The organism is Bacillota bacterium, from assembly GCA_029961055.1.
Lineage (GTDB): Bacteria > Bacillota > Sulfobacillia > JAIMAT01 > JAIMAT01 > JAIMAT01.
In genome coordinates this window covers 14,354-38,562 of the sequence record JASBVM010000046.1, presented here as the reverse complement: position 1 = coordinate 38,562, position 24,209 = coordinate 14,354, and the positions used below count along the sequence as shown (strand labels likewise).

Here is a 24,209-nt window from a genome sequence, read left to right as displayed (position 1 = left end):
GGCCGCCGCGAGCGAGAAGAAGGGGCCCGCGAGGTCGGCCCCAGAAGCGGTACACGGTCGATGACCGCCGCGAGTCGTTCGAGGTCCATCTCCCGCCAGTCCCCCGCGTCACCCTCAGCGAGGACGGTAGCGATGGCCGCGAGGGCGGTCTCTTCGTCGTCGAGCTCATCGGGTGAGGGCGGTCGTCCCGCACAGACAGTTCGGCCCGGACGATCCACGGACGGTCTCGCCCGGGCCGGTCTGGGTCCACGGCACGCCAAGGGGAAAGTCGGACTCGGCCGCTGCGATGCTCAGAGGACGGCTGTCGCGGAGAAGATGGGCGGGAGGAAGTCGGCCACCCGGACGTTCGGCGAGAAGAGGGGCGGCAGGAAGTCCGCCACCCGCGCGGCTGCGCCGAAGTGGCCCGCCAGGAGGGCCAGCCCGGCGGCCGCTGCCAGGACCGCGCACGCCGCCACGATTGCCTTCATGCCCTCACATCCTTTCGGGATGGTCAGGCGCCTTCGCCGAGGGGAAGCGGCTGGTCGAGGGCGGTCAGGAGCCTCACCAGGAGGCGGACCATGGCATGGCCGTCTTCCGGCCGGTCGCGGGCGCCCGCGGCCAGGTGCATGACGGCCTCGATCTCGGCCTGGGCGCCTTCCTCGTCGCCCAGGTGGCGCTTGAAGCGCCAGAGGACGTAGTGGGCCAGCGCGGCCTGGTAGCCGGAGGCCCCCGCGGCCAGCGCCCGCTCCGCCCACTCCCCCGCGGCAGAGGGCTCCCCGCACTCCCAGAGTATGCGGGCGGCTTCCGCCCCGGCCTGTCGCACCCACCATTCGGGGAGATCGCCCCTCCGCTCCAGGTCGGCCAGGATCGGGCGGGCCTCCGCCGCGCGGCCGGCGTCGGCCAGGTAGATCATCACGTTGGTCCGGAGCTCCGGCACCAGATCCTGCTGGCCCGTCGCCTGCGCCACGTCGAGCGCCCGGCGCGCCGTCTCCACCGCCTCCCCCGCCCGTTCCAGCCGGGCCAGGGCCGCCGCCAGCCCCATCAGCGCCTTGGCGGTCTGGCGCCCCGTCAGCGTATGCGCCAGCGCCGCCCGGTAGGAGGCCTCCGCCGGCGCCGCCATGCCCACGCTCAGGAAGGCCAGCCCGATGTCCAGCCATTCCTCCGGGTGCGGCTCCTCGCCCCGCTCCGCCTGGTCCAGCGCCAGGGCGAAGTGCGTGAGCGCCTTCTCCAGCTCCGAGCGGTCGCGGGCCTGGCGGCCGAGGAGGAGCTCGGCCCGGACGAAGAGCCTCTCCAGCCCCTCCCGCCGGGCCAGGTCGGCCTGTTCCCGCGCCAGCCGCTCGGCGGTCGCCGGATCCCCCCAGCGTGCCTCCGCCTCCGCCCAGCGGAGGCCGATCTCCACCCTCTTGGCGACGTCGCGCTGCGCGCGGGCCCGTCGCCTCGCCTCGCGCCACTTGCGCCGCGCCGCCTCCAGCTCCCCCCGCGCGGCAAGCTGGGCGGCGGCCGCCGCCAGCTCCTCCAGCTCCATCCGTTCCCCCTCCATCGAACTTCTCCATGTGCTGCTCTCGTGCGAGGTTCGTTCCTGTCGGCAAACAGGCAGACGACCGTTCCCGGCCTGGGGGTGGTCGACCGTTCGTTGAATCGACTGTAATACGCGTGCCGCATCATGGCATTCCGTTCGGACACGGGTGCCGCGAGAGGCGGAAGCAGGGGAGAAAGAGGACCCCCGCGCGACCGGGCGCACCGGACGACGGCGGGGGCGGCGGGGCGGTCTACGAGGTGGACCGGGTCAGTACCAGAGGACGGCGGCGGCCACCACCGCGCCGGTCTTCTCGACGCGGTGGGAGACGGCCACCGTGCGGATGTCCACCAGCTCCTTCCCGCGGATGGCGAAAGCCTCGCGGACCATGGCCTCGACGCGGCTTCGCGCCTCCTCCTCCCCGCAGTAGCCGGAGAACTCCATGATCACACCGTAGTCGTCCCGGGAGAAACCCAGCGCGATGGCGGCGGAGATCTCCTTCCCCGGCTCCGTCGAGACCAGCGTCCCGTAGGCCGTCGGCGTCAGGGAGCCGGGCGGGATCGGGAATTCCTCTTCGTACGTGCAGCGCGGCGGAAGGATGCTGGAGACCTTGATCAGGTTGAGGTTGCCGATGCCGGCCTGAAGCAGCGCCTTGTCAAAGGCGGTGAGGGGCTGGTCACCCTCGGCGGCGCCAGCGGTCAGCTTGACCCGCTTGGGCGTGGGCAGCAAGCGATCGACCCCCGATCCGGAGAGTGACCCGGGGAGCGCCGCGGCACTTGCACAGGTGGAAGCCCTCGGGCAAGGCCCATCCTGTCCGGGTCCGCGACATTATACCGCTCTCCGTGCGCAGGGGTGCCCGCCCGAACACCGGCGCTTCCCCGGGGGCTCGTCCCCCCGGGCTCGCTCAGGCGTAGGGCGCCAGCGTCTTCAGGATCTCCGCCCGGTCGTGCGAGAAGGCGGTGTCCGAGATGCAGATCTCAAAACCGGCGGGCGGAATGGGAGGAAGCTCCCGGGCATCCGAGGCGTCCAGCGTCACCCAGCGGCGGTCCTCCTCGTACTCCGGCCGGAGCGGGACGCTCTGCGAACGGCGCATCCGGAAGACCCGGACCACCACCACCCAGAGCGCCTGCCCCGGCTCCCAGCCCAGCACCTCGCGCGGATAACGGATCGGGTCGACCACCAGGAAGGGTTCCAGCGCCCGCAGCGCCGCCTCGCTGTCGATGCGGCGGATGTCGCTCACCCGCACCCAGTGCCGCATGGAGACACGGCCGGGGCCGGCGTCCTCCATGGACACCTGGGAGACCAGGAGGTCGCGCAGGCCGGCCGCCAGGAGCTCGTGCCGCTGACCCTCGAAGACCGGATACAGGTAGAAGCGATCCGCCTCGACCCCGCCGGCCTCCCCCTCCTTCACGGCAGGAAGCAGGATCAGCGTCTGGTCGCCGCGGTCGAGCCCGCGGATGACCGTGGCCCAGAGCTTCAACGCCAGCGGGGGCGCTGCCGGCTCCGGAGGCTGTTCGGGCTCCGCCGGGGGAGCCGGCTCCGGAGCCCTTCGGCGCAGGCGGCCAAACAGAGGCACTTCGGTACCCCCCTCATGCTCGTTGCTGGAACATTTCGGGATTCTCGGGCGCATCCCTCCCCCCGCGGGCGGGGAAACTCCCCCGCGGAGGGGTGAGGGGGGGACGCTTGCTGCGCCGGATCCTTGCCGGTCTCGTCCTCATCGTTCTCGCCGGCCTGGCAGCGCTGGCCGCCTACGTGGCGCTGGTCCCACCGCCGCCTCCCCGGATCGTGCGCCCGCCCCTGCTCCTCGACGCCTACGGGCGGGTCATGCCCTCGCCCGCCCAGGCGCCCGCCTACGTCCCGTTCTCACGCATCCCGCCTTCGCTGGTGCAGGCGGTGGTCGACACCGAGGACAGCCGCTTCTGGCACGAGTTCGGCATCGACCCCGTCGGCCTGGCCCGCGCCGCCTGGACCGACCTGCGTGCCGGCCGGATCGTGGAGGGCGGCAGCACCATCACCCAGCAGCTGGCCAAGAACCTCTACCTGACCCCCCGGCGGACGCTGACCAGGAAGCTGCAGGAGCTGGTCCTGGCGCTCCAGCTGGCGCGCTGGTACCCGCGGTCCAAGATCCTGGAGATGTACCTCAACCGCGTCTACCTGGGGTACGGGGCCCGGGGCGTCGGCGCCGCGGCCCAGCTCTACTTCGGGAAGCCTGTCTGGCGCCTGACGCCGGCCGAGTCCGCCATGATCGCCGGCCTGATCCGCGCCCCCGAGCTCGATTCCCCCTACACCGACAGGCAGCGCGCCCTGTCGCGCCGGCGCGAGGTGCTTGACCGGATGGTGGCAGCCGGCCACCTGAGCCGCCGGCAGGCCGAGCAGCTGGCCGCCGAGCCGCTCCGCCTCCGCGGCCTCGGCCGCACCGAGGCCACCGCCTGGTTCGACCAGCTGGTGAGGGAGGAGCTGGCCCGGCGCTACCCGGATCTGGCCCCGGTGGTGGAGGGCGGCGGCTACCGCATCCTCACCACCATGGACCCGGCCCTGCAGAAAGCCGCGGAGCAGGCGGTGGAGCGGGAGCGCCCGGGGAACGTGGGCAAGGGGGTCAGCGGGCCTCCCCAGGCCGCCCTGGTCGCCCTCGACCCGGCGTCGGGCGCGATCCGCGCCGCGGTCGGCGGCGCCGGGCCCGCCGGCGCCCTCGACCACCTCTTCACCCGGCGGCAGACCGGTTCGGCGTTCAAGCCCGTCCTCTACGCGGCGGTGCTGGAGTCGGGCTACACCCTGGCCGACCGCCAGATGTCGACCTACGTCGCCTTTCCCGGGCGCGAGCCCGGCCAGCTCTATGTGCCCCGGAACTACGCGGGCGAAGGCGAGCCGCCCTACCAGAACCGGCCGCTCACCATCCGCGAGGCCATCGCCCAGTCGGACAACGTGGTGGCCGTCCGCTGGGCGGCCGTCGAGGGCGTGGCGCGGATCCGCGAGATGGCGCGCCGCCTGGGCGTGACCAGCCCGCTGGGGGACGACCTGACCATCGCCCTGGGCAGCTCGGCGCTCACCCCGCTGGAGCTCTCCCAGGTCTACGCAGCCCTGGCCAACGGCGGCCGGCGGGTGGTCCCCTTCGCCATCCGCGGCATCGTGGGACCGGACGGCCGCCCCCTCCTCGATGTCCGACCGGAGGCGACGCCGGTTGTCGCGCCGGGCGTCGCCTTCCTCCTGACCCAGGCGATGGAGGACGTGATCCGGAACGGGACCGGCTCCAGCCTCCAGCGCTGGGTGGGCGGGCTCCCCGTGGCGGGCAAGACCGGCACCACCGACCGGAGCGTCGACGCCTGGTTCGCCGGCTACTCCACCAACCTGGTCGCCGTCACCTGGGTCGGTTACGACCGGCCGACGCCCATGCAGGGGGTGGGCGCCACCCTGGCCGGCCCCATCTGGGCCGACTTCATGCAGAAGGCGCTCAGCCTGCACCCGGCCTCGGACTTCGTCCCTCCGCCGGACGTGGAACGGCTGGCCATCTCCGCCGTCGACGGCCTCCTGCCCAATCCCACCTCGCCGGTGACCGAGGAGTGGTTCATCAAGGGGACCGCCCCCCGGACCGTCAGCCCCGCCTGGGGGAGCGCCGGCGGCCGCGGCCCGCTCCCGCCCGAGGGGAAGGGGCCGCGCCCCGGCTCGAATCCCCCGGCGACCGCCACGACCCCGGGTGCGAAGAAGGCCGCCGGGGACCGCGCCTCGCGGCGCCCGCCCGCCGGCGGCTCCTGGCCTCATCTCCACCTTCCTCGCCTCCGGCTGCCCTGAGCCGGGAGGCTCCGGCCGGCCACCCCGGCCGCTCACCGGCGCCGGCGACCTCAGGCGCCCTGGCGCCCCTCCAGGGAGTCCGAGAGGACGTCCTCCGGCTCCAGGCGCACCCGGTCGTCGTCGAACCGTTCGATATAGGCGCCGACGCCGCTCAGCTTCTCCACCAGCGCCTCGTATCCCCGGTCCAGGTACTCCAGGCCGAAGATGCGGGTGGTCCCGTGGGCGATCAACCCGGCCACCACCAGCGCCGCAGAGGAGCGCAGGTCGCTCACCTCGCGCACGTCGGCCCCTTCCAGCCGCTCCACGCCCTGGACCACCGCCGTCCGCTCCTCCACCCGGATCCGCGCCCCCATCCGCCGGAGCTCCGCCGCGTGGTGGAAGCGGTTCTCCCAGATGGTCTCGGTGACCACGCTGGTCCCGTCCGCCACGCTGAGGAGCGCGGTCATGGGCGGCTGCGCGTCCGTGGGGAAGCCGGGGTAGGGGAGCGTCTTCACCTGGGTGGCGCGGGGCCTTCCTTCCGCCCGGATGCGGATCGTCTCGTCCTCCTCCCGGATCTCGCAGCCGGCCTCGCGCAGCTTGGCGGTCACCGGCTCCAGGTGCTGCGGGACCACGTTCTCCAGCAGGACGTCGCCGCCGGTGCCGGCGGTGGCGATCATGTAGGTGGCGGCCTCGATCTCGTCCGGGATGATGGCGTGCTCCGCCCCGTGGAGTTCCTCCACGCCGCGGATCTTGATCACGTCGGTGCCGGCGCCGGTCACGTAGCCGCCCATGGCGTTCAGGAAGTTGGCCACGTCCACCACGTGCGGCTCCCGCGCCGCGTTCTCGAGGACGGTCACGCCGGGCGTCAGGACCGCGGCCAGCATCAGGTTGATGGTGGCGCCGACGCTGACCACGTCCAGGTAGATCCGCGCCCCCTCCAGGCGCGTCGCCCCGACCCGGATGTCGCCGCCGGCCACCGTCGCCGTGGCGCCCAGGGCGGCGAAGCCCTTCAGGTGCTGGTCGATGGGGCGCTGGCCGATGTCGTCCCCGCCGGGAACCGGCGTCACCGCCTCGCCCAGCCGCCCCAGCAGCGCCCCCAGGAAGTAGTACGAGGCGCGCATCCGCTTCCCCAGCGCCGCCGGGACACGCTGGGTGTGGAGCGGCCGCGGGTCGATCCAGAGCGTGTGGGGCGCCGTCCATTTCCAGGAGGCCCCCAGCGCGTCGAGGATCTGGAGGGAGGTGCGGACGTCGGCGATGTCGGGGATGTTGCCCAGCACGCTCGGTCCGCTCGCCATGACGGCGGCGGGGATGACCGCCACGGCCGAGTTCTTCCGTCCGGAGACCGGAATGATCCCCTTCAGCGGGCGATTCCCATGGATCACCAGTCGGCTCACGCGCAACCCACCTTCGTCCGAACTTCCTCCCCCCGCCGGGGAGGGCTGGCCCCGGAGCGGCTCACTTCTCCGTGAGGCCGGTGTAGGCGTTGACGTAGAAGATCGAGCCGTCCGCCAGGCGGATGCGCCAGACCGGTGCCACGTCCCAGCGGTTGGCCTCGTAGACCCGGTAGAGGGGGCTGTAGTAACCCAGCTGGACCTGGCGGACGCGGAGCGGCTGAGCCCGGTTGGCGCCCTGGTCGGCGGCCAGGCGCAGGAGCGCTTCCTCGGCCGGCATGATCGGGCGCGAGGCGCCGCCCCGGCCGCTCACCTCGAGCCAGACGCCTTCCAGATGGGTCACCTCGCCCGCCTGCACCTCCGCCGCCACGTAGCCACCGAAGAGCGGGCGACCGTGGAATACCTCGACATAGTGTACCACCAGCCCGGAGCCCGCCCCGGCCGCCTTTTCGACGCCGTCGAAGGCGACCTCGCCGCCGGGCGGCCAGGCCAGTCGACCGAGGAAGTCGTCCGCGACCCGGCGCGCCTCCGCCGGCGAGGGACCGCTCCCGCTTCCGGCCGGCTCCTCGTAGACCACGGGGCCCTCGCGCAGGACGCTCAACCGGACCTGGGGCGTCTTCCGGTCGATGTAGGTGTAGCTGCCGGGGCTGCCGGGCCAGGGTTCGGCGGTCCAGTGCTCGTTCTGGAAGAGGCGGCGGGCCAGGGCCGCTCCGTCTGCCGGGAGGGCGCGCACGGTCCAGAGGGGAAGCGACGGAGCCTCGGTGGGAAGGTTCGTCTCCAGCAGGACGCCCGCTTCCTGGAGCCGGCGGGAGGCCTCCTCGGGCGAGCCGGTGCCGGCGGCGCTGCCCGGGGGCACCCAGGCCCAGGAGCGCCAGGCTGCCTCCTCGGCTCTCACCTGGACCCACAGGTAGGCGTCCAGGAGGGCGAAGAGGAGGATCAACCAGAGCCGCGCCTTCCCCCAGTCCACGCCCTCACCCCCCGGCTCCGGCCGCCGCCGGGAGGCGGAGCAGCCGGCCGTCGGAGAGGGTGACCAGCCAGACCGGCGAGGCGGGAGCGCCGGGAACGGAGCCGGCACCCTGCCAGGCCGGGGTGGCGTCGGCCAGGCTGGCGCCCGCCGGCACCGCCCCCGCCGCCCGCGCCGCCGCCAGCGCCTCGTCCAGCGGCAGCCAGCGGGGCCGCGGTCCGGTCCCCTCCACCTGCTCCACGTGCCAGGCGACCCGCACCACGGCGCCCGACGGGCTGACCTCCACGTCGATGGCGGCGGCCGGCGGGAGCGTCTGGAACTCCAGGTCCCGCCGCGCCAGGCGGGCCTCTTCCGCCGGCGCCAGCAGGGGCAGGCCATGGAAGCGGCTGGCGAAGGCGAGCTGCCAGCCTCCCCCCTGGGGCAGCGGGCGGGCCGCCAGGAGGACGCTGCCGGCGGGCCAGCCCCCCAGCCGGTCCACCTCCTGGACGGCCGCCAGGATGGCCTGGCCGAGCCCGCGGTCGGGGCCGCCGGCGGAGCTCGGCCGCTCCAGGACGAAGCCGCCGCCCCTGGGGAAGCGGAGCGTGGACTGGCCGTCGGTGAAGAGCACCTCGCCACCCACCAGCTCCACCCGGCGGACCAGGGCCATGTCGCCGAAGACCGCCCGCCCCAGCGCCTCCGGGTCGGGCTGCACCTCGCCCAGGCGGGGCGCCGGCGGACCGGCGGCCGGCCCTCCCGCGCCCTCCGGGCCGCTGCCGCCGGTCACGACCGCCGTGCCCAGGAAGTCCGGCTGGGCGGAGAGGCCCGCCGGCAGGCGGGCCGGCTCGAGCGGCGCCGCCTCGGCCAGGGCCGCCTTGAAGGCGGCCGCCCAGGCGACGGCCGCCTCCCCGGAGGGCAGGGCGACGCTCCGCCACCCGCTGGCGTCGCCTGCGGCCAGCTGCAGCGAAGGCCCCTCCGCCCCGCCGCCGGCGCTTCCCGAGGCGGAGAGGAGGAGCCGGTCCACGCTGGGTCCGCCGGAAGGGAGGGAGGCGGGCGGGGCCGCGCCCGCTTCCTCGGACTTCCAGAGAGCCCGCCAGCTGCCCCAGGGGAGGGGGGCCGGCAGGAGGATCTCCACGGCCGCGCCGGGGGTGTGTCCCAGGAGCGCCTCGGGCATCCGCTCGGGCGCGCGCTGCAGCTCCGCCTCCCCCACCGTGGCGGCCAGGCGGGCGCTGGCCCGCCAGAGGGTCTCCGACGCCGGCGAGCCGGGATCGGGCAGGCGGAGCCAGCCGGCATCGCCCCGGAGGAGCAGCCGGACGGGGCGCAGCACCTCGCCCGGCCGGAGGTTGGAGACGGCGCCCGGCGCCGTGTAGGTGGGCCGCGGGTTCTCGCCCGAGGCCGGCAGCCTCCAGAGCTGCGCGTTCAGCCCGAAGGCCAGGATCACGAGCGCGGCGAGAAGGAAGTTGGCCACCCACCCCAGCAGCCGCTCCCTCATGGCGCGCCCCCCTCTCCCTCGGGCACCCGCTCCAGGGCCGGCAGCTCCACCTCCACCACCGTGCCCTCGCCGGGCCGGCTGCGGATGGAGACGCGGCCGCCGTAGCCCTCCACCACCTCGCGGACGATGGCCAGACCCAGCCCCGTCCCGCCCATCTGGCGCGAGCGCGCCTTCTCCACCCGGTAGAAGCGCTCGAAGACGCGGGGCAGATCCTTTTCCGGGATGCCCACGCCCGTGTCGCGGACCGCCAGCCGGAGCCAGCGCCCGGGCTGCCCCTGTGCGGCGGAGGCGACCACCTCCACCTGACCGCCGCCGGGCGTGTAGTTGAGCGCGTTTTCCACCAGATTGGCCAGCACCTGCTCCAGCCGGTCGGGGTTGGCCAGGACGGGAGGGGCGCCTTCGTTGCGCAGCTCGAGGCGGATGGCGCGGGAGCGGGCCAGGGGCAGGAAGCGCTGGCGCATGGCGAGGAGCAGCTCGTCGGGGTAGACCGTCTCCGCGGGCCCCAGCGGCGCGCCCGACTCGATCTGGGAGAGGTCCAGGAGGTCGTTGACCAGCCGGATCATCCGCTCCGTCTCCCCCAGGACCACGGCGAGGAAGCGGGGAACCACCTCCGGCTTCCTCCACGCCCCGTCCAGGAGCGTCTCCACGTAGCTCTTGATGGTGGTGAGCGGCGTCTTCAGCTCGTGGGAGGCGTTGGCGACGAACTCCTTCCTCATGGTGTCCAGGCGCTGGCGCTCGGTCACGTCGTGGAGGACGGCGACCACGCCGCCGGGCTCGCCGCCGGGGCCGCGCAGGGTCGCCAGGCGCGCCTCGTACAGGCGGGAGCCCAGCTCCACCAGCGCTGCCTCGGGCATCGACCCGTCGCCGCGCCCGGCCAGGACCTCGCGCAGGAGATCGCCCGCCTCCTCGCCGGCGAGCGCCTCCCTGGCCGCCGGGTTGACCAGGATCGTCCGCCCGCGGCGATCCAGGACGACGACGCCGTCGGCCATGTGGCTGAGGATCGCCTCGGCCTGCCCCTTCTCCCGCGCCAGCTCGGCGATGGTCTGCGCCAGCCGCTCCGCCATCCGGTTGAAGGCGGTCGCCAGCTCGCCCACCTCGTCGTGGGAGCGGACCTGGATCCGTTCCTCCAGGCGGCCCTCCGCCAGCCGCCGCGCATGGTGCGTCAGCTCGCGGATCGGCCCGGTGATGGGCCTCGCCATCAGCGCGCTGAGGAAGGCGGCCACCGCGGCCGCCAGCGCGGTCGCCCACATCAGCGCCGCGCGCACGCGACCCAGGGTGGCGTCGACGTCGCCCAGCGAGCCGGTCAGGTAGACGGCCCCCAGCCGGCCGCCCCGGCCCGCCTCGGTCACGGGCCAACCCACGTACACCTTCCGGCTGCCGCTCTGCGGGTCGACGTGGATGCGGACCACCCGCCGCCCGGCCAGCGCCTCGTGCACCTCGGGCACGCCGGCGAGTCGCGTGCCCACCTCGGCCGGCGCGGGCGCCGTCGAGACCGCCGAGACGACGCGGCCCGAGCGGTCCACCACCGCCATCTCCAGCCCCCGCTCCTGCCACTGGGCGAGGATGGCGTCCAGCGCCCCCGGCCTGCCGGCAGCCAGGAGCGGCGCCGCCAGCCGCGAGACCGTCTCCGCCGTCCCGCTCAGGCGGCGCTCGTAGGCGTCGATGCTGTACGTCTCCAGGGAGCGGAGCAGGTAGGCGCTGATAAAGAGCATGGAGAACGCGATCAGCGCCAGGAAGATGACCACCATCCGGAACTGGAGCGAGTCGGTGATGGCGCGGAGTCGTCCCGGCAGGCTCCGGCTCATGGGCGCTGGGTGGGACGGCCGGTGACGCTCCCGTCCGGCTTCTCCCGGACCTCTCCGTCCGCCCGGTCCGCGCCCTCTCCCGGCGCGCCGGGCTCCTGCAGCAGATAACCCGCCCCCCGCCGGGTCAGAAGGTAGCGGGGCCGGGACGGATCCGGCTCGATCTTCTCCCTCAGGCGCCGGACCGTCACGTCCACCGTCCGCAGATCGCCCGGGTACTCGTAGCCCCAGACCTCGCGCAGCAGCTCGTCGCGCTGGAAGAGGCGCCCCGGCCGGAGCGCCAGGAACTCCAGGAGCTCGTACTCGCGGGCGGTCAGGGAGACGGGGCGACCCTGCCGCAGCACCTCCCGCCGCGCCATATGGATCTCCAGTTCCCCCACGCGCAGGGGCTCGCCGGTCAGCGACTCGGGGCGCGCCTGGCGGCGGCGCAGGATGGCGCGCACGCGCGCCACCAGTTCGCGAGGGCTGAAGGGCTTGGTCACGTAGTCGTCGGCTCCCATCTCCAGCCCGCGGACCTTGTCCTCCTCGGAATCCTTGGCCGTGAGCATCAGGATGGGGATCTCGCTGCGCGCCCGGACGGCCTTGCAGACCGCGTACCCGTCGAGCAGCGGAAGCATCAGGTCGAGCACGAGCAGGTCGGGGCGCGCCGCCTCCACCTCGCGCAGCGCCCGCTCCCCGTCGGGCGCGACCCGCACCTCGTAACCCGCTTCCTCCAGGTTGAACCGGATGATGTCGGCGATCGCCGTCTCGTCCTCCACCACGAGGATGGAGGCCAACTCCGGTCACCTCCGGTCTGCCTCCTTCGCCCGCCGGACAACCTCTTCCTGCCGTGTGCCAAAGCGGCGGCGCGCCCCTGCGGCGGGAGGCGCGGCCGACCTGCCCTGCCACCGATTCCCTCTCCTCCCCCCGCGCGTTCCGCCGCGCCCGCGCATACCCATGGTCACAAACCGACCACGTCCAGGAGGGGATTGGCATGGCGGGAGGAGCCCTTCTTCGCAGCGCGACGCAGGAGGCCGAGCCCAGGCCGCTTCCCCGTCGGGCGTCGCGACGGGGACGGGCAGGTTACCGCGCGGAAGGAAAAGCGGGGCAAGCGTGGAATAGATCGACCCGTGCGGTTGGTGACGATCACCTAGTAACTGGTAACGTGATCTCTTTGCGGTTCGCTGAACCGCTCGGGTCCGAACGTCTCTGGCCACCGGGAGGAAGGGATCGCAGCAGGGTAGAGAGCCAATCCAACCAACAGGAGGCATCGTCCATGGTCCGGTCGCCCAGCGAGGGCGGCGGCTGGAGAGCGCGGATCGCCCAGTCTGCGCTTTCCATAGCCGTGGTGGGTGTGTTGACGACCACCGTCATCCACCTCCAGCCGCCCTATGCGGCAGAAGCCGCACCACCCCGGGCGCTCGAAACCGTCGCCAGTGCCACGGAGCGGAACCTCCACGACGTCCTCGAGCAGAGGGCTCCGGTTCCGATCCAGAAGCCTGCGAGCACGGTTGCCAAGCAGGAGAGTCCTGCCGTGGCACCGGCGAAGGTTCGGCCCCAGTTGATCCGTTACGTCGTCCAACCCGGTGACACCCTGTGGGAGCTCGCTTCCAAGACCGGGACCGACGTCGTCAGCATCGCCTCGGCCAACGGCCTGAGCGAGGATGCGGTCCTCCATCCGGGGGACACGCTGCTCCTCCCCAACTTCACCGGGGCGGTGGCCATCGTCCAGGCGGGTGACACGCTGAACGGTCTGGCTGCACGCTACCACGTGGACGTCGCCGCCATCTCCCAGGCCAATCCGGAGGTGGCGCAGGGGCTCAGGCCAGGCATGCGCATCCTGATCCCCGGGGGGCGCGCCACCTTCGTCGCCGCCGCCAGCCAGAGGGCGAGCGTCCGGAACGCCACGCGCAGCGTCGCCTCCTCCGTCCGGCAGGCGGTGCAGAGCTGGGCCGCCTTCACCCTGCGGCTGCCCTACCCGGGCCCCGTCACCTCGCCCTTCGGCCCGCGGGCGCGGGACTTCCACAACGGCGTCGACATCGGCGCCCCCTACGGCGCGGCCATCCGCGCGGCGGGGCCGGGCGTGGTCATCTTCGCCGGCTGGGAGAGCGGCTACGGGGAGCTGATCGCCATCCGCCACCCCAACGGCGTCATCACCCGCTACGCCCATGCCAGCCGCATCCTGGTCCATGCGGGGCAACAGGTGAGCGGCGGCCAGGTGATCGGTCGCGTCGGCGAGTCCGGTGTCGCCACGGGACCTCACGTCCACTTCGAGGTGATCGTCGGCGGCCGCTTCGTCAACCCCATGACCGTGGTCGGCGGCTGACCGGCGGCTGGCCACAGGGAGAGAGGGAGGGGTGGGCCTGAGGCAGGCCCACCCCTCTCTTCTTCGCGCTCCGCCCGCTCCGTCCCGTCGCCCATGGGCGCGGGCGCCCGCCTATCCCGGCCGGACCAGCGCCTCCCAGAGCTCCCGCGGTGGCGGGGGTTCGAGCCATCGCCGCCCCCCGGCCACCAGGGTGGGTACGGTTCGGATCCCCTCCTGCCGGGCGGCCTCGGGGAACTCGGTGGCCACGATCACCGCCAGGCTGAGGCCGGGCAGGGCGAGCACCATGCCCAGTGCCAGGCGGACCGTCCGGGCGCAGCGGCTGCAGGTCGGGCTGACCCAGATCCGGACCTCCTGGCCGGGACCGTCGCGCTCCGCCGGGGCCCGCGACTCCGCGCCGGCCTCCCCGGGGCCCGGTCCGGCTTCCTCCTCGCCGGAGGCGAGGGCGGCCAGCGCCTCCACCAGCTCCAGCCGCACGAAGCCGGCCGGATAGCCGGCGAAGCGGATCCAACCCCCTCCGGGCGCGCCGCGCCGGAGGCGGATCTCCGGCCGTCCGAGGGGCGGCGGCTCGCCCGCCCCCTCCGGCGAGTCCTCCTCCCGCACCACCTCCAGCCCCGGCGCCAGTGACGCCAGCTCGGCCAGCAGGGGGCCCACCGGCAGGCCGGTCTCACCGTCCCCGTCGGCCTCCCAGTAATGGAGGCGGACGGGCCGGCGCACGCTGCGCAGGGCCGGTGCCAGCAGCTCCCGCTCGGAGCGCGGCAGCGCTTCGCCTCTGTCAAGCCGGCTTTCTGTCGGGCAGTCGACGTTCGCTCCAGGTCGCCTCCTCTCGCTGGGGATCAGGAACCGGTCAGGGCGCGCTCTGCTCCCCGTCCAGAGACTCCCCCGGCGGCGCCATCGCCTCGCGGACGGGCGCGGGCGACTTGCCCCCCTCTTCCTCCCAGACGTAGCGCTGGCCGCGGAGCATCGAGGCGACCGCCGCCACGAGGGACATCCCCACCGAGATGAGGAAGGCGACGCGAAGGCTCTCCAGGAACGGTGCCGCCACCAGGTTGGCGAAGAAGCGCTCGCTCAGCAGCGTTCGCGCCGTCGCCCCCGGAAGCGCGTGGAGAAGGGCCGGAGGCAGGAGCATGCCCAGCGGGTTGTAACCCAGGATGGCCGAGAAGAGCGCCGCCAGCGGCGGGATGCCGACCAGCCCGGTCACCACCGGGCCGGGCAGGTGGAGTCCGGCCACGCCCGCCCGCATCGCCTCGGGCAGTCGGCTGCCAAGGCCGGAGATGACGATGGTGAAGAAGACCGCCATGCTCATCATCTGGCCCGCGTTCTGGAAGGTGGAGCGCATCCCCGAGGCGACGCCCCGGTGCTCGGGGGGCACGGCGTTCATGATCGAGCTCGAGTTGGGCGAGGCGAAGAGCCCCATGCCCACGCCCATCAGGAAGATGTAGAAGGCGAAGAGCGGGTAGCTGAAGTCGGCCGGCAGCGTGGTCAGGAGCCAGAAGCCGAGGGCGCTGAGCAACATCCCTCCGGTGGCGAACAGGCGCGCCCCGTGGCGGTCGGAGAGGGCGCCGCTCAGCGGCCCGGCCAGCACGAAGCCGAGCATCATGGGGATCGTGTCGATGCCCGCCCGGAGCGGCGTCTGGTCGAACGGGACGCCGTGGAGCGGCAGCCAGACGCCCTGCAGCCAGATGATCAGCATGAACTGGAGCCCGCCCCGCGCCAGCGAGGCGAGGAAGCCCGACACGTTCCCGGCGGCGAAGGCGCGGTTGCGGAAGAGGTCGAGCCGGAACATGGGATGGGGGACGCGGCCCTCGATCCAGACGAAGAGGGCCAGCAGGAGCACCCCGGCCGCGAGGCCGGCGCGGATCAGGGGGTTCCCCCAACCCATGGAGGCGCCGCCGTACGGCATCAGCCCCTCGGTCAGCGCCACCAGGATCGCCGTCAGGCCGGCGGCGAAGGTGACGTTGCCCCAGAGGTCGAGCGGCTGCGGCTTCCGCTCGCCGATCTCCCGCAGGGCGACGTACGCCCAGACCGTGCCGGCCAGGCCGATGGGCACGCTGACCAGGAAGACCCAGCGCCAGTTGACGGCCGCCAGGACGCCGCCCAGCACCAGGCCGGCGATGGAGCCCACCGTGCCGGCGATCTGGTTGATCCCCAGCGCCAAACCCCGCTGGTCGGGCGGGAAGGCGTCGGTCAGGATGGCGGCGCTGTTGGCGAAGAGGAAGGCGCCGCCGACGCCCTGGATCATGCGGAAGACGATCAGCTGGATCTCGCCGGCCGCCCCCCTACCCCATGTGAGCGAGGCGAGGATCGCGCCGGCCGTGAAGATCAGAAAGCCGAGGTTGTAGAGCCGGACCCGGCCGTACCCGTCCGAGATGCGGCCGAAGGTGACCAGCAGGATGGTCGTGGCCAGCTGGTATCCCATCAGGACCCAGAGCAGCATCCCCGTCTGCCCCGGGGCCATGGGGTCGACCCCGATCCCCCGGAAGATCATGGGCAGGGAGATCATGACGATGGTCGCGTTGATGCTGGCCATCAACACACCCAGGGTGGTGTTGGAGAGGGCCACCCACTTGTAGGCCATACCCCGCAGCGGCCGACGACCATCCGCCCTTGCGACGGACTGCGCCAATCGGGCGTCCCTCCCTTCCTGTTGCCACCGCGACCATTATATCTAGAGCATCAAAGCATCCGCCCCGGGCCCTCCGGAGCGATACAATGGGGTGTGTCCAGACAGGTCTCCCGCCATGTCCACGCTCCCGTCGTCCTGGGGGCGGCGACCCTGCTCCTCTTCGCGGCGCTCGCCCTCGCCAAGCTCTGGCAGTGGCGCCACTGGCTGATCACCGCCTACGACGCCGGCATCTACTACCAGGCGCTCTGGCTCATCTCGCACGGGCAGATCAACGCCTACAACTTCCTGACCTCCCAGCCGAACCTGGCCGACGCGACCCAGTGGATCCTGATCCCTGTGGCCTTCCTGACGCGGCTGGCCGGCCCGCTCTTCCCGCTGCTCCTCCAGGCGGCGTCGGTGGCGCTCCTGGCAGCGGCGCTCGCCGTCTACGCCCGGGACCGGGACCTCGGGCCGGCCGCGGCGCTCCTCCTCTTCCTCGTCGCCGCCGCCCACCCCGCCGTGCTGGGGACGCACCTCCTGGACTGGCACCCCGACACGCTGGGCGCCGCGGCGCTGGCCTGGGCCATGGTCTTCCAAGGGCGCGGGCGCACCCCGGTCTTCGTCCTCTTCCTGGTGCTGGCGCTGGCGACGAAGAACCAGGCTGCGGTGCCGGTGGCCGGCTACGGTCTCGGGCTGCTGGGAAAGGCGCTGCTGGCAGGCGGCGGCAACGGCGGGAAGGTGCGCGCGCGCCTCCTCCGGGAGGGCGCCTGGGCGCTGGGCCTGAGCCTCCTCTTCCTGGCCGGGGACGAGTGGGCGACGACGGCGCTCCTGGGCGGGCGCAACCTGAATGTCGCCGCCGATTACGCCTCGCTGGGCGGCTCCGTCACCGCCGTCCTGGGGACGCTGCTCCGGCACCCCGAGGTCCTGGCGCAGCGGGTCGCCCTCCACCTCGACTACTGGCGGGCGATGCTGGAGCCGCTGGCCTATCTCCCGCTCCTGGCCCCGCTCAGCGCCCTGTCCGGCCTGGCCACCCTGCTCGCCAACAGCCTGGCCGACCAGCCCTCGCTGACGGTGCCCTTCAACCAGTACGCGCTCTGGGCCGCCCCCGGCCTTCTCGCGGCCGCCGTCGACACCCTGGCCCGCCTCCGCCGGCTCCGCCTCGGCCGCCGGCGAGGAAGCGCGACCGCCCGCGGCGCCCTCCCCCGGTGGCGCCAGGCTGTCGCCGCGCTCCTTCTCCTCCTCGTCGCCGGGCTCTCGGCCGGTTGGCTGCTCCGGTCCACCTGGCCGAACGAGGCCTGGCGCCTCACCCCGCCGGCCGTCGAGGCGGAGCTGGAAGCGGCGGCGCGCCGGATCCCGCCGGGCGCGGCCGTCTACGGCGAGAACGGCACCTTCGCCCGCGTTGCCTGGCGCCGGTACGGCGGCTCCTGGCCCTATACCGACTTCCGGAGCTTCGCGGCCGCGGTGCCGCCCGGGGTGCCGATCTATCTCTTCCTGGCGCCGGACCGGGCCTTCGCGGGCATGGCCACCGACCGGGAGCGGGATCTGGCGGCCCGGCTGGAGGCGGCGGGGGCGCGCAGGGTCTACGACGCCCGCGGTGTCTTCGTCCTCTATGTCCCGCGGGAGGCCGCGGCCGCGGAGGCCCCCGCGGCGGCTGGCGGCGGGGGCGGCTAGGCCGGGCTATGCGGGGTCGCCGGCGGCGAGCCGGACCAGCGCGCCCAGGTCGTCGTAGCCGTAGGCCAGCTCGGGCAGCTCCGCACCGCCGATGGAGACGTACGCCCGCGCCACCTCACGCCCGCCGAGGCGCTCGTAGAAAGCCCGCGACGGGTTGTCCGCCAGCATCCAGACGCAGGGGTGGACGTGCCCGGAACGGGCGAGGTCGGCCGCGACCCGGCCGAGGAGCCGGCGGCCGGTGCCCCGCCTCTGGACCTCGGGCAGGAGGTCGATGGCATGGAGCTCGCCCGTATGCCCGGGCACGGCCTGGCGAACCGGACCGCCCGCGGCGAAGCCGACGATCTGCGCCTCCGCCTCCCCGGAGACCGCCACATGGACGGAATGGCCGCCATCGGCAAGCCGCTCCCGCCACCGCTTCCGCCCCCATGGCCTGGCGCCCCGATGGTAAAACGCGAAGGGCGCCGGCAGACCGGCCGCCGGCGCCTTTCCCTCCCGGGCCCGGTCGGCGCGTGCCCGCCCGGACCAAGCCCGGAACCCCTCGACCCTCTGGAGCTGGAGGTGGGACTCGAACCCACGGCCTGCGGTTTACGAAACCGCTGCTCTGCCGGCTGAGCTACTCCAGCAAATCCCACGGGTCCGCCGGCCCTTACACGAATGTGTCCGGTGACAGGCGCGCTGTCGCCGGACCGGGCCAGGCGGAAAACCGTTGACGGCTGTACCGTCTGGAAAAGCTGGAGCGAGAGACGGGACTCGAACCCGCGACCCTCGGCTTGGGAAGCCGATGTTCTACCAACTGAACTACTCTCGCCCGGTGTGTGGTAGTATAGCGCAGCCCCGCGAGGCGCAGCAAGCACCCAGCCCAGCGGACGCCGGTGCCGGCTGCCGCGACCGCTCCGCCTCCGCTTCGCGGGCAGTCGTGACGCAGTGTCCCGTCGCCATCGCTCCGGACTGTGAGGAGGGGACAGGTTGCCCTCGACCCTGCCTGCCGACCCCACGAAGTGGCCGTTCTGGATCCAGATCGTCCTGCTGCTCATCCTCACCTACGGCTTCTACGCCGCCGGCTTCCGCCTGGCGAGGCGCTTCCCGCCGGAGCGGTACCTGTTCCAGTCGTGGTACCTCAACCTGGCCGTCATCGCCATCGGCCTCTGGGCCATCGTCCTGGGCATCACCATGGCCCTGCCCCCGCTGGGGCAGAAGTGGGCGTCCATGTTCGGACCGGCGCTCGCCTTCGGCCTGGCCTACGGCATCATCCAGACCCAGATGCCGCGACCGCAGCCGCGACCGCGCCCCCGCCCCAGCGGCGCGCCCGCCCGCACCCGGGGGGGCCAGCCCGACGATTCCCTGCGCCCGGTCGGGGCCGGACGGACGGCCTGGACGGGGCGGCCGCGCAAGAAGCGCCGCCCGGGGCCCTCTCGCTGAACCCGAAGGCCCGGAAGCGCCGCTCCCGGGGGCGGTATACCCTTCCTGCTCCCGCCGCGTGCATCCCTCTCCGGCCGGCCGGGTGCAGGCGGGGCGCAGGGGGCAACCCCGGCAGACGGCCGGGCGGCTCTCTCTCCCGGCCTCGTCATGACCTTGCCGCTGCCGCTGGGAGCGGAGGTGAAGGCGCTCCAGCTCCCGCAGGGCCAGTTCCACCCAGGCCGTCTCGGCGCCCAGGCGCGCGGCCAGCTCGGGCGGGGTGAGGCCCGGCCAGGCGGCAGCCGCCTGGGCCACTTCGCGCAGCGTCAGGCGAGGGCCCGGTCGGGCGGCGGTCGCGTCGAAGCTCACAGCGCCCACCCCGCCAGTGCGCCGAGCTGCTCGATCAGCGCGCCGGTCAGCCCGGCCACGCCCAGCGAGAGCAGGACCGAAAAGGCGGCCCAGCGGGCACTCCCCGTCTCCTCCCGGAGCGTCACCACCGTCGCCAGGCAGGGCGTGTACAGCATGTACATGGCCAGAAAGGCGAAGCCGACCAGCGGGCTGACCGAGGAAGCCAGCGCCGCCACCGGGCCGCCCGCCCCCGCGCTCCCGTAGAGGATGGCCAGCGTCCCCAGCGTCGTCTCCTTGGCCACGAAGCCCGAGAGCAGCGCCAGCACCAGCCGCCCGTCCAGGTGCCAGGGCGCGCCCAGGATGCCGACCGCCCCGGCCAGCCGGGCGGCGTAACTCTGCGCGGGCGCCGCCCCCGCCGGCAGCGCGCTCAGGGCCCAGAGCGCCAGCGTCGCCCAGAGCAGGTAGCGCCAGATGCGGCTGACGAAGGCGCGGACATGGTGGAGCGCCGGCAGCACCGCGTTCCGCCAAGTCGGCACGTGGTACGGAGGAAGCTCCATCACCAGCGGGGCTTCCTCGCGCGGGAGGAGGGTGCGGCGCAGGAGCGCGGTCACCGCCGCCACCACACCCAGGCTGAGGAGCATCAGCCCTCCGAAGGCGAGCGCGCCCCTCGCGCCCGGGAAGAAGGCCGCGGTCAGCACCAGCAGCACGCCCAGGCGCGCGTTGCAGGGCAGGAAGGGGATGACCAGCTCGTGGGCGATCCGGTCGCGGGCGTTCTCGAGCACGCGGGTGGCGGTGAGCGCCGGCACATTGCAGCCGTAGGCCGTGGCCATGGCGAAGAAGCCCTTCCCGTGGAGCCCGATCGCCTCCATCAGCCGGTCGACCAGAACCGCCGCGCGCGCCATGTAGCCCGAGTCCTGGAGCGCCTCCTGGAGGATGTAGAAGAGCACCAGATAGGGGACGAAGGCCAGGACCGCGCCCACCCCGCCCAGGAGGCCGTCGCGCAGGAAGCCGCCCAGCCAGGTCGGACCTCCCGCCGCCGCCACCCCCCGCGCGGCCCAATCCCCCAGCCGGCCCAGGGCCTCGCCCACCGCCTCCGAGAGCGGCGCCGAGGCGACGAACGCGATCTCGAAGACGCCGCCCAGCACCGCCGCCAGCAAGACGTATCCCAGGACCGGGTGGAGCGCCCAGCGGTCGATCCGCTCGCTGGGCGTGGGCTCGCGGCGCACCCGCCGCACGGCTGCCGCCGCGACCTCCTGGACCCGCAGGAAGCGCTCCTCCGCCCGCGCGAAGGCCTCCTCGTCCGAGAGCTCCTCCCCCGCCTCCCCCCGCGCGCGCGACCGCCCCCCCGCCGCGCCGCCCGCGGCGCCGTCGCCGGCGCGGCGGAGCTCCCGCCAGGCGGCCTCGGCCTGCGCCACCAGCTCGCCCACGCCCTCGCCGCTGCGGGCCACCACCGGCACCACGGGCAGGCCCAGCGCCTCCGAGAGCGCGGCCGGGTCGACCTCCTGCCCCTCCGCGCGGGCCACGTCCAGCATGTTCAGCGCCACCACCACGGCGGGCGCCACCTCGGCCACCTCCAGCACGAGCGAGAGGCTCCGCTCGAGCCGGGCGGCGTCCGCCACCACCAGCACCACCGCCCGCCCGGCCTCTTCCAGCACCGCCTGGCGAGCGATCGACTCCTCCTCCGACAGCGCATCCAGGGAGTAGATGCCGGGCAGGTCGACCAGTTCCACCGGACGACCGCCGGCCGCCAGCCTGCCGGTCCCCTTCTCCACGGTGCTCCCCGGCCAGTTGGCCACCTCCCGCCGGCCGCCGGTGAGACGGTTGAAGAGGGTGGTCTTGCCCGCGTTGGGGTTGCCGACGAGGAGCCACCGTTCCGGCTCCGGCGGCCGGCGCCCGATGCGCGACTCGCGTGCACGGGTCGCCGTCGCCGTCCGGTCCGCGCCTTCCGATCCACAGGTGGGGCAGCTCATGGCTCGTCCACCCCGACGCCGTCGGGAGCAGGCGGGAGAGGGGCGGCTCCCGCCGTCGCCTCCTCCACGTTGACCGCCACACGCACCATGGCCGCGTCACGCCGCCGCAGGGCCGTCAGAGCGCCCCGGATCTCCAGCAGCAGAGGTCCTCCCAGGGGCATGCCGCCCCGGCAGCGGGCCACCGCGCCGGGGACGATGCCCAGGGCCGCCAGCCTCCGGCGCAACGCCGGGCCTCCCTGCACGCCGACAACCCGAGCCTCTTCTCCCCCGGCCAGGCCGGCCAGCGACCGGCTCCCCTCCGCCCGCGATCGCTCCTGCGGGCGCGTCGGCGGGGCCGTCCCGTCCTCCGCGCCGCGCCGGACCCATGTCTCGCTCCTCCGGTCGCCGCCTCTTCCTTGCGACCGGGCCCACGTCCTTCCGAAACGGGCCAAGTCTCCTCGCGCTCCAATGAGAACGACTCGCATTCACTGCGACTAGAACGATATTGGTTCTCAGGACAGGGGTCGATCACCCGGACGGATGATCTTCGGGCGCTGAGAACCGGTTTCTTCGGACCACCTAACAAGCGAGGAGGGGGTGGAAGGTGGCCGAGACGGGCTCGGCCCTCTTCCTGGACAGCTCGTCCAGGAAGCTCTCCCGGAAGGCCCTCCGTGCCAGGGGGAGGGCATGCCCGGGAACGGCGTTCGTTCAGGCGGCGGCGGAGTCGGTGGCCGCCGTGCGGAGGCGCTCGAGAAGCTCCTCGTCGGAAAGGAGGTCGGCCACGACGTCGCGGACGTGGACGGGCAGGACAGGGTCACTCGCGCCCGCCACCCGCTCGAAAAGGGCCCTGGCCGCGGCAGGCTCCAGCACGAAGGGGTCGGACCAGTACGCCTGCTCGGGCTCTTCCAAGACGTGGTGTCCATGCGGCGACGGGCTGGACCAGATCAGCGCTCCGACGAAATACCTGTGCTGGCCGGCCTCCGCCTGGCTCAGGCGGGCCAGAGCGTAGTGCAGGTGGGCGTGCCTGCCGTTCAGCACCAGGAGCCGCGCCCGGTCTGCCACGATGCGGATGCTCAGCTCCAGGGAGGCCTCGGCTGCGGAGCCCCGCCCTGAAACCTCGGCGGCTGGCGTCGGGGTTTCCACGGTAGGATCATCCTTCCTCTCGCCCTGCAAGGGGGCGGTGGTGTGGTGCGGTTGCACTCCATTGCGCACAAGCTCTCGCGGTGAACGGGATGGGGTCGAATGGCTCGGGGGCGCCCTCCCCCTGCTGGATTACATTTCGTGTTATGGATCGATTTTCCTCCAACGGGTACCTCTGGGGGGTCCCTGCGCCCGAAAACCGTTTGCATAGCTCGTCAAGGCGATCCCGGAGTACCCGATTGGGTGATCATCAGCGATCTGGGAGTACCCGATCGGGTGATCGGCCGATGCCGCCTACTGCCTCTATGGTGCAAGGAGTAAGTGGCGACCCGGCGTCAAGCGGGAACGTGCGGGTCGCGCCGGAGAGGGGGGGAACACCCCGGGGGATCCATTGGGGACGGGGGGGCCTTGGCATCCCGCAGGAGGCCCGCTCCAGGAAGAGAACATTCGATACGTTAAGCACTTCCCTGGATCGTCCGGGCGTTGTACCGCCAGGGGTACGCCCAGAGATGCAAGGTGATGGCGGTGCGCTCCTCTCCTTCACCTGTCCGTCGATCTCCTCTCTGGGTGTGGACGGTGCAGCCGGGGCGGAAGGGACAGGAGGAGGCAACAGGGGTGAGGACCGATATCAGGCTCGACGACCTTCCGGTGGTCCAGGAACGGCCGCTGGAAGGCGAGCCCGCTGCCGGCGATCCGGCCCGCTTGGAGGAGATCGCCGAACAGGTCGACCGGCGCCTCGATCTCCTCGAGCAGGTCGAACCGCAGCCTGGGCGCGGATCCATCTTGGACCGTCTGTTCTCCACTGGGCTGACCCGGCGCGACTTCATGCGCTGGAGCTCCATGATGACGGCGGCTCTCATGCTGCCGCCCATCTTCGAGCCGCGTGTGGCTCGTGCAGCGACGCTCAGCACCCGCCTGCCGGTGGTCTGGATCAACCTGGCCGACTGCGATGGGAACACCGAGTCGCTGCTGCGAACTGCCGACCCGGACTTCGCGACCGTGATCCTGGACACCATCTCGCTGGAGTACAACGAGACGGTCATGGCAGCGGCAGGCGAGGCTGCGGAGGCGCACCTGGACGAGATCCTCGAGAAGGAGCGCGGCAACTACGTGGCCATGTTCGAGGGAGCGCTCCCGACCGGACTGGGCGGCGCCTACCTCACCATCGGATCGAAGGGGGAGACCGGCCTCGCGCTGGCCCGTCGCGTCGCCTCCGGCGCCAAGGCGGTGATGGCGGTGGGCACCTGCGCCACCTTCGGCGGCATCCCGGCCGCCGCTCCCAATCCTACGGGCGCCAAGGGTGTCGGGGAGGCGCTGGGCATCCCGGTGATCAACATCTCCGGCTGCCCGGCCAACGCCACCAACATCGTGGGCACCCTCCTGGACGTCGTGATGTTCGGCCGCATGCCGGCACTGGACCAGTACAGCCGCCCGCTCTGGGCCTACGGCCGGCGCATCCACGACAATTGCGAGCGGCGCGGCCACTTCGACGCTGGCGAGTACGTGCTCCAGTGGGGGGACGCCGGCGCCGAGCAGGGCTGGTGCCTGTTCAAGATGGGCTGCAAGGGCCCGTACACCTTCAACAACTGCTCCCTGATCCGCTGGAACCAGGGGACTTCCTGGCCGATCCGCGCCGGGCACGGCTGCATCGGCTGCAGCGAACCGGACTTCTGGGACTCCATGGCGCCCTACGAGCAGCCGCTGGGCGAGAAGGTCTACGGCTCCGCCCTGGGCATCGGCATCGACGCCAAGGCGAACACCGTCGGCGAATGGGCCCTGGGTGCGGCCGCGGCGGGGATCGCTGTGCATGCCGCCGCGACGGCGGTGCGCAACCGGCTGACCCCGGCCTGGAACGAAGCGGGCTCCGAGCCTGCAGGCCAGGAGCCGTCGGTCAGCCCGAAGGAAAGGGAGTGA

Annotated in this window: 20 protein-coding genes and 2 tRNA genes; 5 read left to right on the top strand and 17 right to left on the bottom strand. The window is 73.2% G+C overall.

Features of this window, described 5'->3' with window-relative positions; translation table 11 throughout:
• Nucleotides 1-290: 290 nt before the first annotated feature.
• The 4 genes from QJR14_09480 to QJR14_09465 all read right to left on the bottom strand — a co-directional run bounded on the left by QJR14_09480 (nucleotide 291) and on the right by QJR14_09465 (nucleotide 2,975).
• A complete protein-coding gene (locus QJR14_09480) occupies nucleotides 291-467 on the bottom strand; it encodes a hypothetical protein (GenBank protein ID MDI3317828.1) in 177 nt (58 codons plus the stop codon).
• Nucleotides 468-490: 23 nt separating this feature from the next.
• A complete protein-coding gene (locus QJR14_09475; GenBank protein ID MDI3317827.1) occupies nucleotides 491-1,519 on the bottom strand; it encodes a tetratricopeptide repeat protein in 1,029 nt (342 codons plus the stop codon).
• A 246-nt stretch (nucleotides 1,520-1,765) separates the two neighbouring features.
• Nucleotides 1,766-2,224, bottom strand: a complete 459-nt coding sequence (locus tag QJR14_09470; GenBank protein MDI3317826.1) for an arginine decarboxylase, pyruvoyl-dependent — start codon at nucleotides 2,222-2,224, stop codon at nucleotides 1,766-1,768.
• Between the two features lie 175 nt (nucleotides 2,225-2,399).
• The gene (locus tag QJR14_09465; protein MDI3317825.1) at nucleotides 2,400-2,975 is read right to left on the bottom strand and encodes a DUF1802 family protein; all 576 of its coding nucleotides are present in this window, start codon (nucleotides 2,973-2,975) and stop codon (nucleotides 2,400-2,402) included.
• A 203-nt stretch (nucleotides 2,976-3,178) separates the two neighbouring features.
• On the opposite strand from QJR14_09465, the gene QJR14_09460 reads away from it, so the two are divergent.
• A complete protein-coding gene (locus QJR14_09460) occupies nucleotides 3,179-5,281 on the top strand; it encodes a transglycosylase domain-containing protein (GenBank protein MDI3317824.1) in 2,103 nt (700 codons plus the stop codon).
• 50 nt (nucleotides 5,282-5,331) lie between these two features.
• On the opposite strand, the gene QJR14_09455 is transcribed toward QJR14_09460, so the two are convergent.
• The 5 genes from QJR14_09455 to QJR14_09435 all read right to left on the bottom strand — a co-directional run bounded on the left by QJR14_09455 (nucleotide 5,332) and on the right by QJR14_09435 (nucleotide 11,661).
• The gene (locus QJR14_09455; protein ID MDI3317823.1) at nucleotides 5,332-6,654 is read right to left on the bottom strand and encodes a UDP-N-acetylglucosamine 1-carboxyvinyltransferase; all 1,323 of its coding nucleotides are present in this window, start codon (nucleotides 6,652-6,654) and stop codon (nucleotides 5,332-5,334) included.
• Nucleotides 6,655-6,715: 61 nt separating this feature from the next.
• Nucleotides 6,716-7,618 carry a two-component system regulatory protein YycI gene (gene yycI / locus QJR14_09450; protein MDI3317822.1) on the bottom strand — a complete coding sequence of 301 codons (903 nt, stop codon included), beginning with the start codon at nucleotides 7,616-7,618 and terminating at the stop codon, nucleotides 6,716-6,718.
• Between the two features lie 4 nt (nucleotides 7,619-7,622).
• Complete coding sequence (locus tag QJR14_09445) at nucleotides 7,623-9,083, bottom strand: hypothetical protein (GenBank protein MDI3317821.1); 1,461 nt, start codon at nucleotides 9,081-9,083, stop codon at nucleotides 7,623-7,625.
• Complete coding sequence (locus tag QJR14_09440; GenBank protein ID MDI3317820.1) at nucleotides 9,080-10,888, bottom strand: ATP-binding protein; 1,809 nt, start codon at nucleotides 10,886-10,888, stop codon at nucleotides 9,080-9,082. The genes QJR14_09445 and QJR14_09440 overlap by 4 nt, the downstream gene beginning before the upstream one ends.
• The gene (locus tag QJR14_09435) at nucleotides 10,885-11,661 is read right to left on the bottom strand and encodes a response regulator (protein ID MDI3317819.1); all 777 of its coding nucleotides are present in this window, start codon (nucleotides 11,659-11,661) and stop codon (nucleotides 10,885-10,887) included. Before QJR14_09435 ends, QJR14_09440 begins: the two co-directional genes overlap by 4 nt.
• A 737-nt stretch (nucleotides 11,662-12,398) precedes the next feature.
• Between QJR14_09435 and QJR14_09430 the strand changes: the two genes are divergently transcribed.
• Nucleotides 12,399-13,190 (top strand): M23 family metallopeptidase, encoded by a 792-nt coding sequence (locus QJR14_09430; GenBank protein ID MDI3317818.1) that lies wholly within the window; start codon nucleotides 12,399-12,401, stop codon nucleotides 13,188-13,190.
• A gap of 111 nt (nucleotides 13,191-13,301) precedes the next feature.
• Here QJR14_09430 and QJR14_09425 read toward each other — a convergent pair whose 3' ends face one another.
• Both QJR14_09425 and QJR14_09420 read right to left on the bottom strand, forming a co-directional pair.
• A complete protein-coding gene (locus QJR14_09425; protein ID MDI3317817.1) occupies nucleotides 13,302-13,904 on the bottom strand; it encodes a thioredoxin family protein in 603 nt (200 codons plus the stop codon).
• Between the two features lie 130 nt (nucleotides 13,905-14,034).
• On the bottom strand, nucleotides 14,035-15,765 hold the full coding sequence (locus QJR14_09420; protein ID MDI3317816.1) for an MFS transporter: 1,731 nt from the start codon (nucleotides 15,763-15,765) through the stop codon (nucleotides 14,035-14,037).
• A 141-nt stretch (nucleotides 15,766-15,906) separates the two neighbouring features.
• On the opposite strand from QJR14_09420, the gene QJR14_09415 reads away from it, so the two are divergent.
• Complete coding sequence (locus QJR14_09415; GenBank protein MDI3317815.1) at nucleotides 15,907-17,463, top strand: DUF2079 domain-containing protein; 1,557 nt, start codon at nucleotides 15,907-15,909, stop codon at nucleotides 17,461-17,463.
• Nucleotides 17,464-17,469: 6 nt separating this feature from the next.
• Here QJR14_09415 and QJR14_09410 read toward each other — a convergent pair whose 3' ends face one another.
• The 3 genes from QJR14_09410 to QJR14_09400 all read right to left on the bottom strand — a co-directional run bounded on the left by QJR14_09410 (nucleotide 17,470) and on the right by QJR14_09400 (nucleotide 18,271).
• Nucleotides 17,470-17,931, bottom strand: coding sequence for a GNAT family N-acetyltransferase (locus QJR14_09410; protein ID MDI3317814.1), 462 nt, complete (start codon nucleotides 17,929-17,931; stop codon nucleotides 17,470-17,472).
• Nucleotides 17,932-18,010: 79 nt separating this feature from the next.
• Nucleotides 18,011-18,086 (bottom strand) — tRNA-Thr (locus tag QJR14_09405).
• A 109-nt stretch (nucleotides 18,087-18,195) separates the two neighbouring features.
• A tRNA-Gly gene (locus QJR14_09400) sits at nucleotides 18,196-18,271 on the bottom strand.
• Between the two features lie 158 nt (nucleotides 18,272-18,429).
• Here QJR14_09400 and QJR14_09395 point away from each other — a divergent pair.
• Nucleotides 18,430-18,882 carry a hypothetical protein gene (locus QJR14_09395; GenBank protein ID MDI3317813.1) on the top strand — a complete coding sequence of 151 codons (453 nt, stop codon included), beginning with the start codon at nucleotides 18,430-18,432 and terminating at the stop codon, nucleotides 18,880-18,882.
• A 341-nt stretch (nucleotides 18,883-19,223) separates the two neighbouring features.
• Here the strand turns inward: QJR14_09395 and feoB are convergent, their stop codons facing one another.
• The 3 genes from feoB to QJR14_09380 form a co-directional block, all read right to left on the bottom strand.
• Nucleotides 19,224-21,176, bottom strand: coding sequence for a ferrous iron transport protein B (gene feoB, locus QJR14_09390; GenBank protein MDI3317812.1), 1,953 nt, complete (start codon nucleotides 21,174-21,176; stop codon nucleotides 19,224-19,226).
• Entirely contained in the window at nucleotides 21,173-21,640 is a 468-nt protein-coding gene (locus QJR14_09385; GenBank protein ID MDI3317811.1) for a FeoA family protein, read from the bottom strand. The genes feoB and QJR14_09385 overlap by 4 nt, the downstream gene beginning before the upstream one ends.
• A 223-nt stretch (nucleotides 21,641-21,863) precedes the next feature.
• Entirely contained in the window at nucleotides 21,864-22,298 is a 435-nt protein-coding gene (locus tag QJR14_09380; GenBank protein MDI3317810.1) for a hypothetical protein, read from the bottom strand.
• Between the two features lie 699 nt (nucleotides 22,299-22,997).
• Here QJR14_09380 and QJR14_09375 point away from each other — a divergent pair.
• The gene (locus QJR14_09375) at nucleotides 22,998-24,209 is read left to right on the top strand and encodes a hydrogenase small subunit (protein MDI3317809.1); all 1,212 of its coding nucleotides are present in this window, start codon (nucleotides 22,998-23,000) and stop codon (nucleotides 24,207-24,209) included.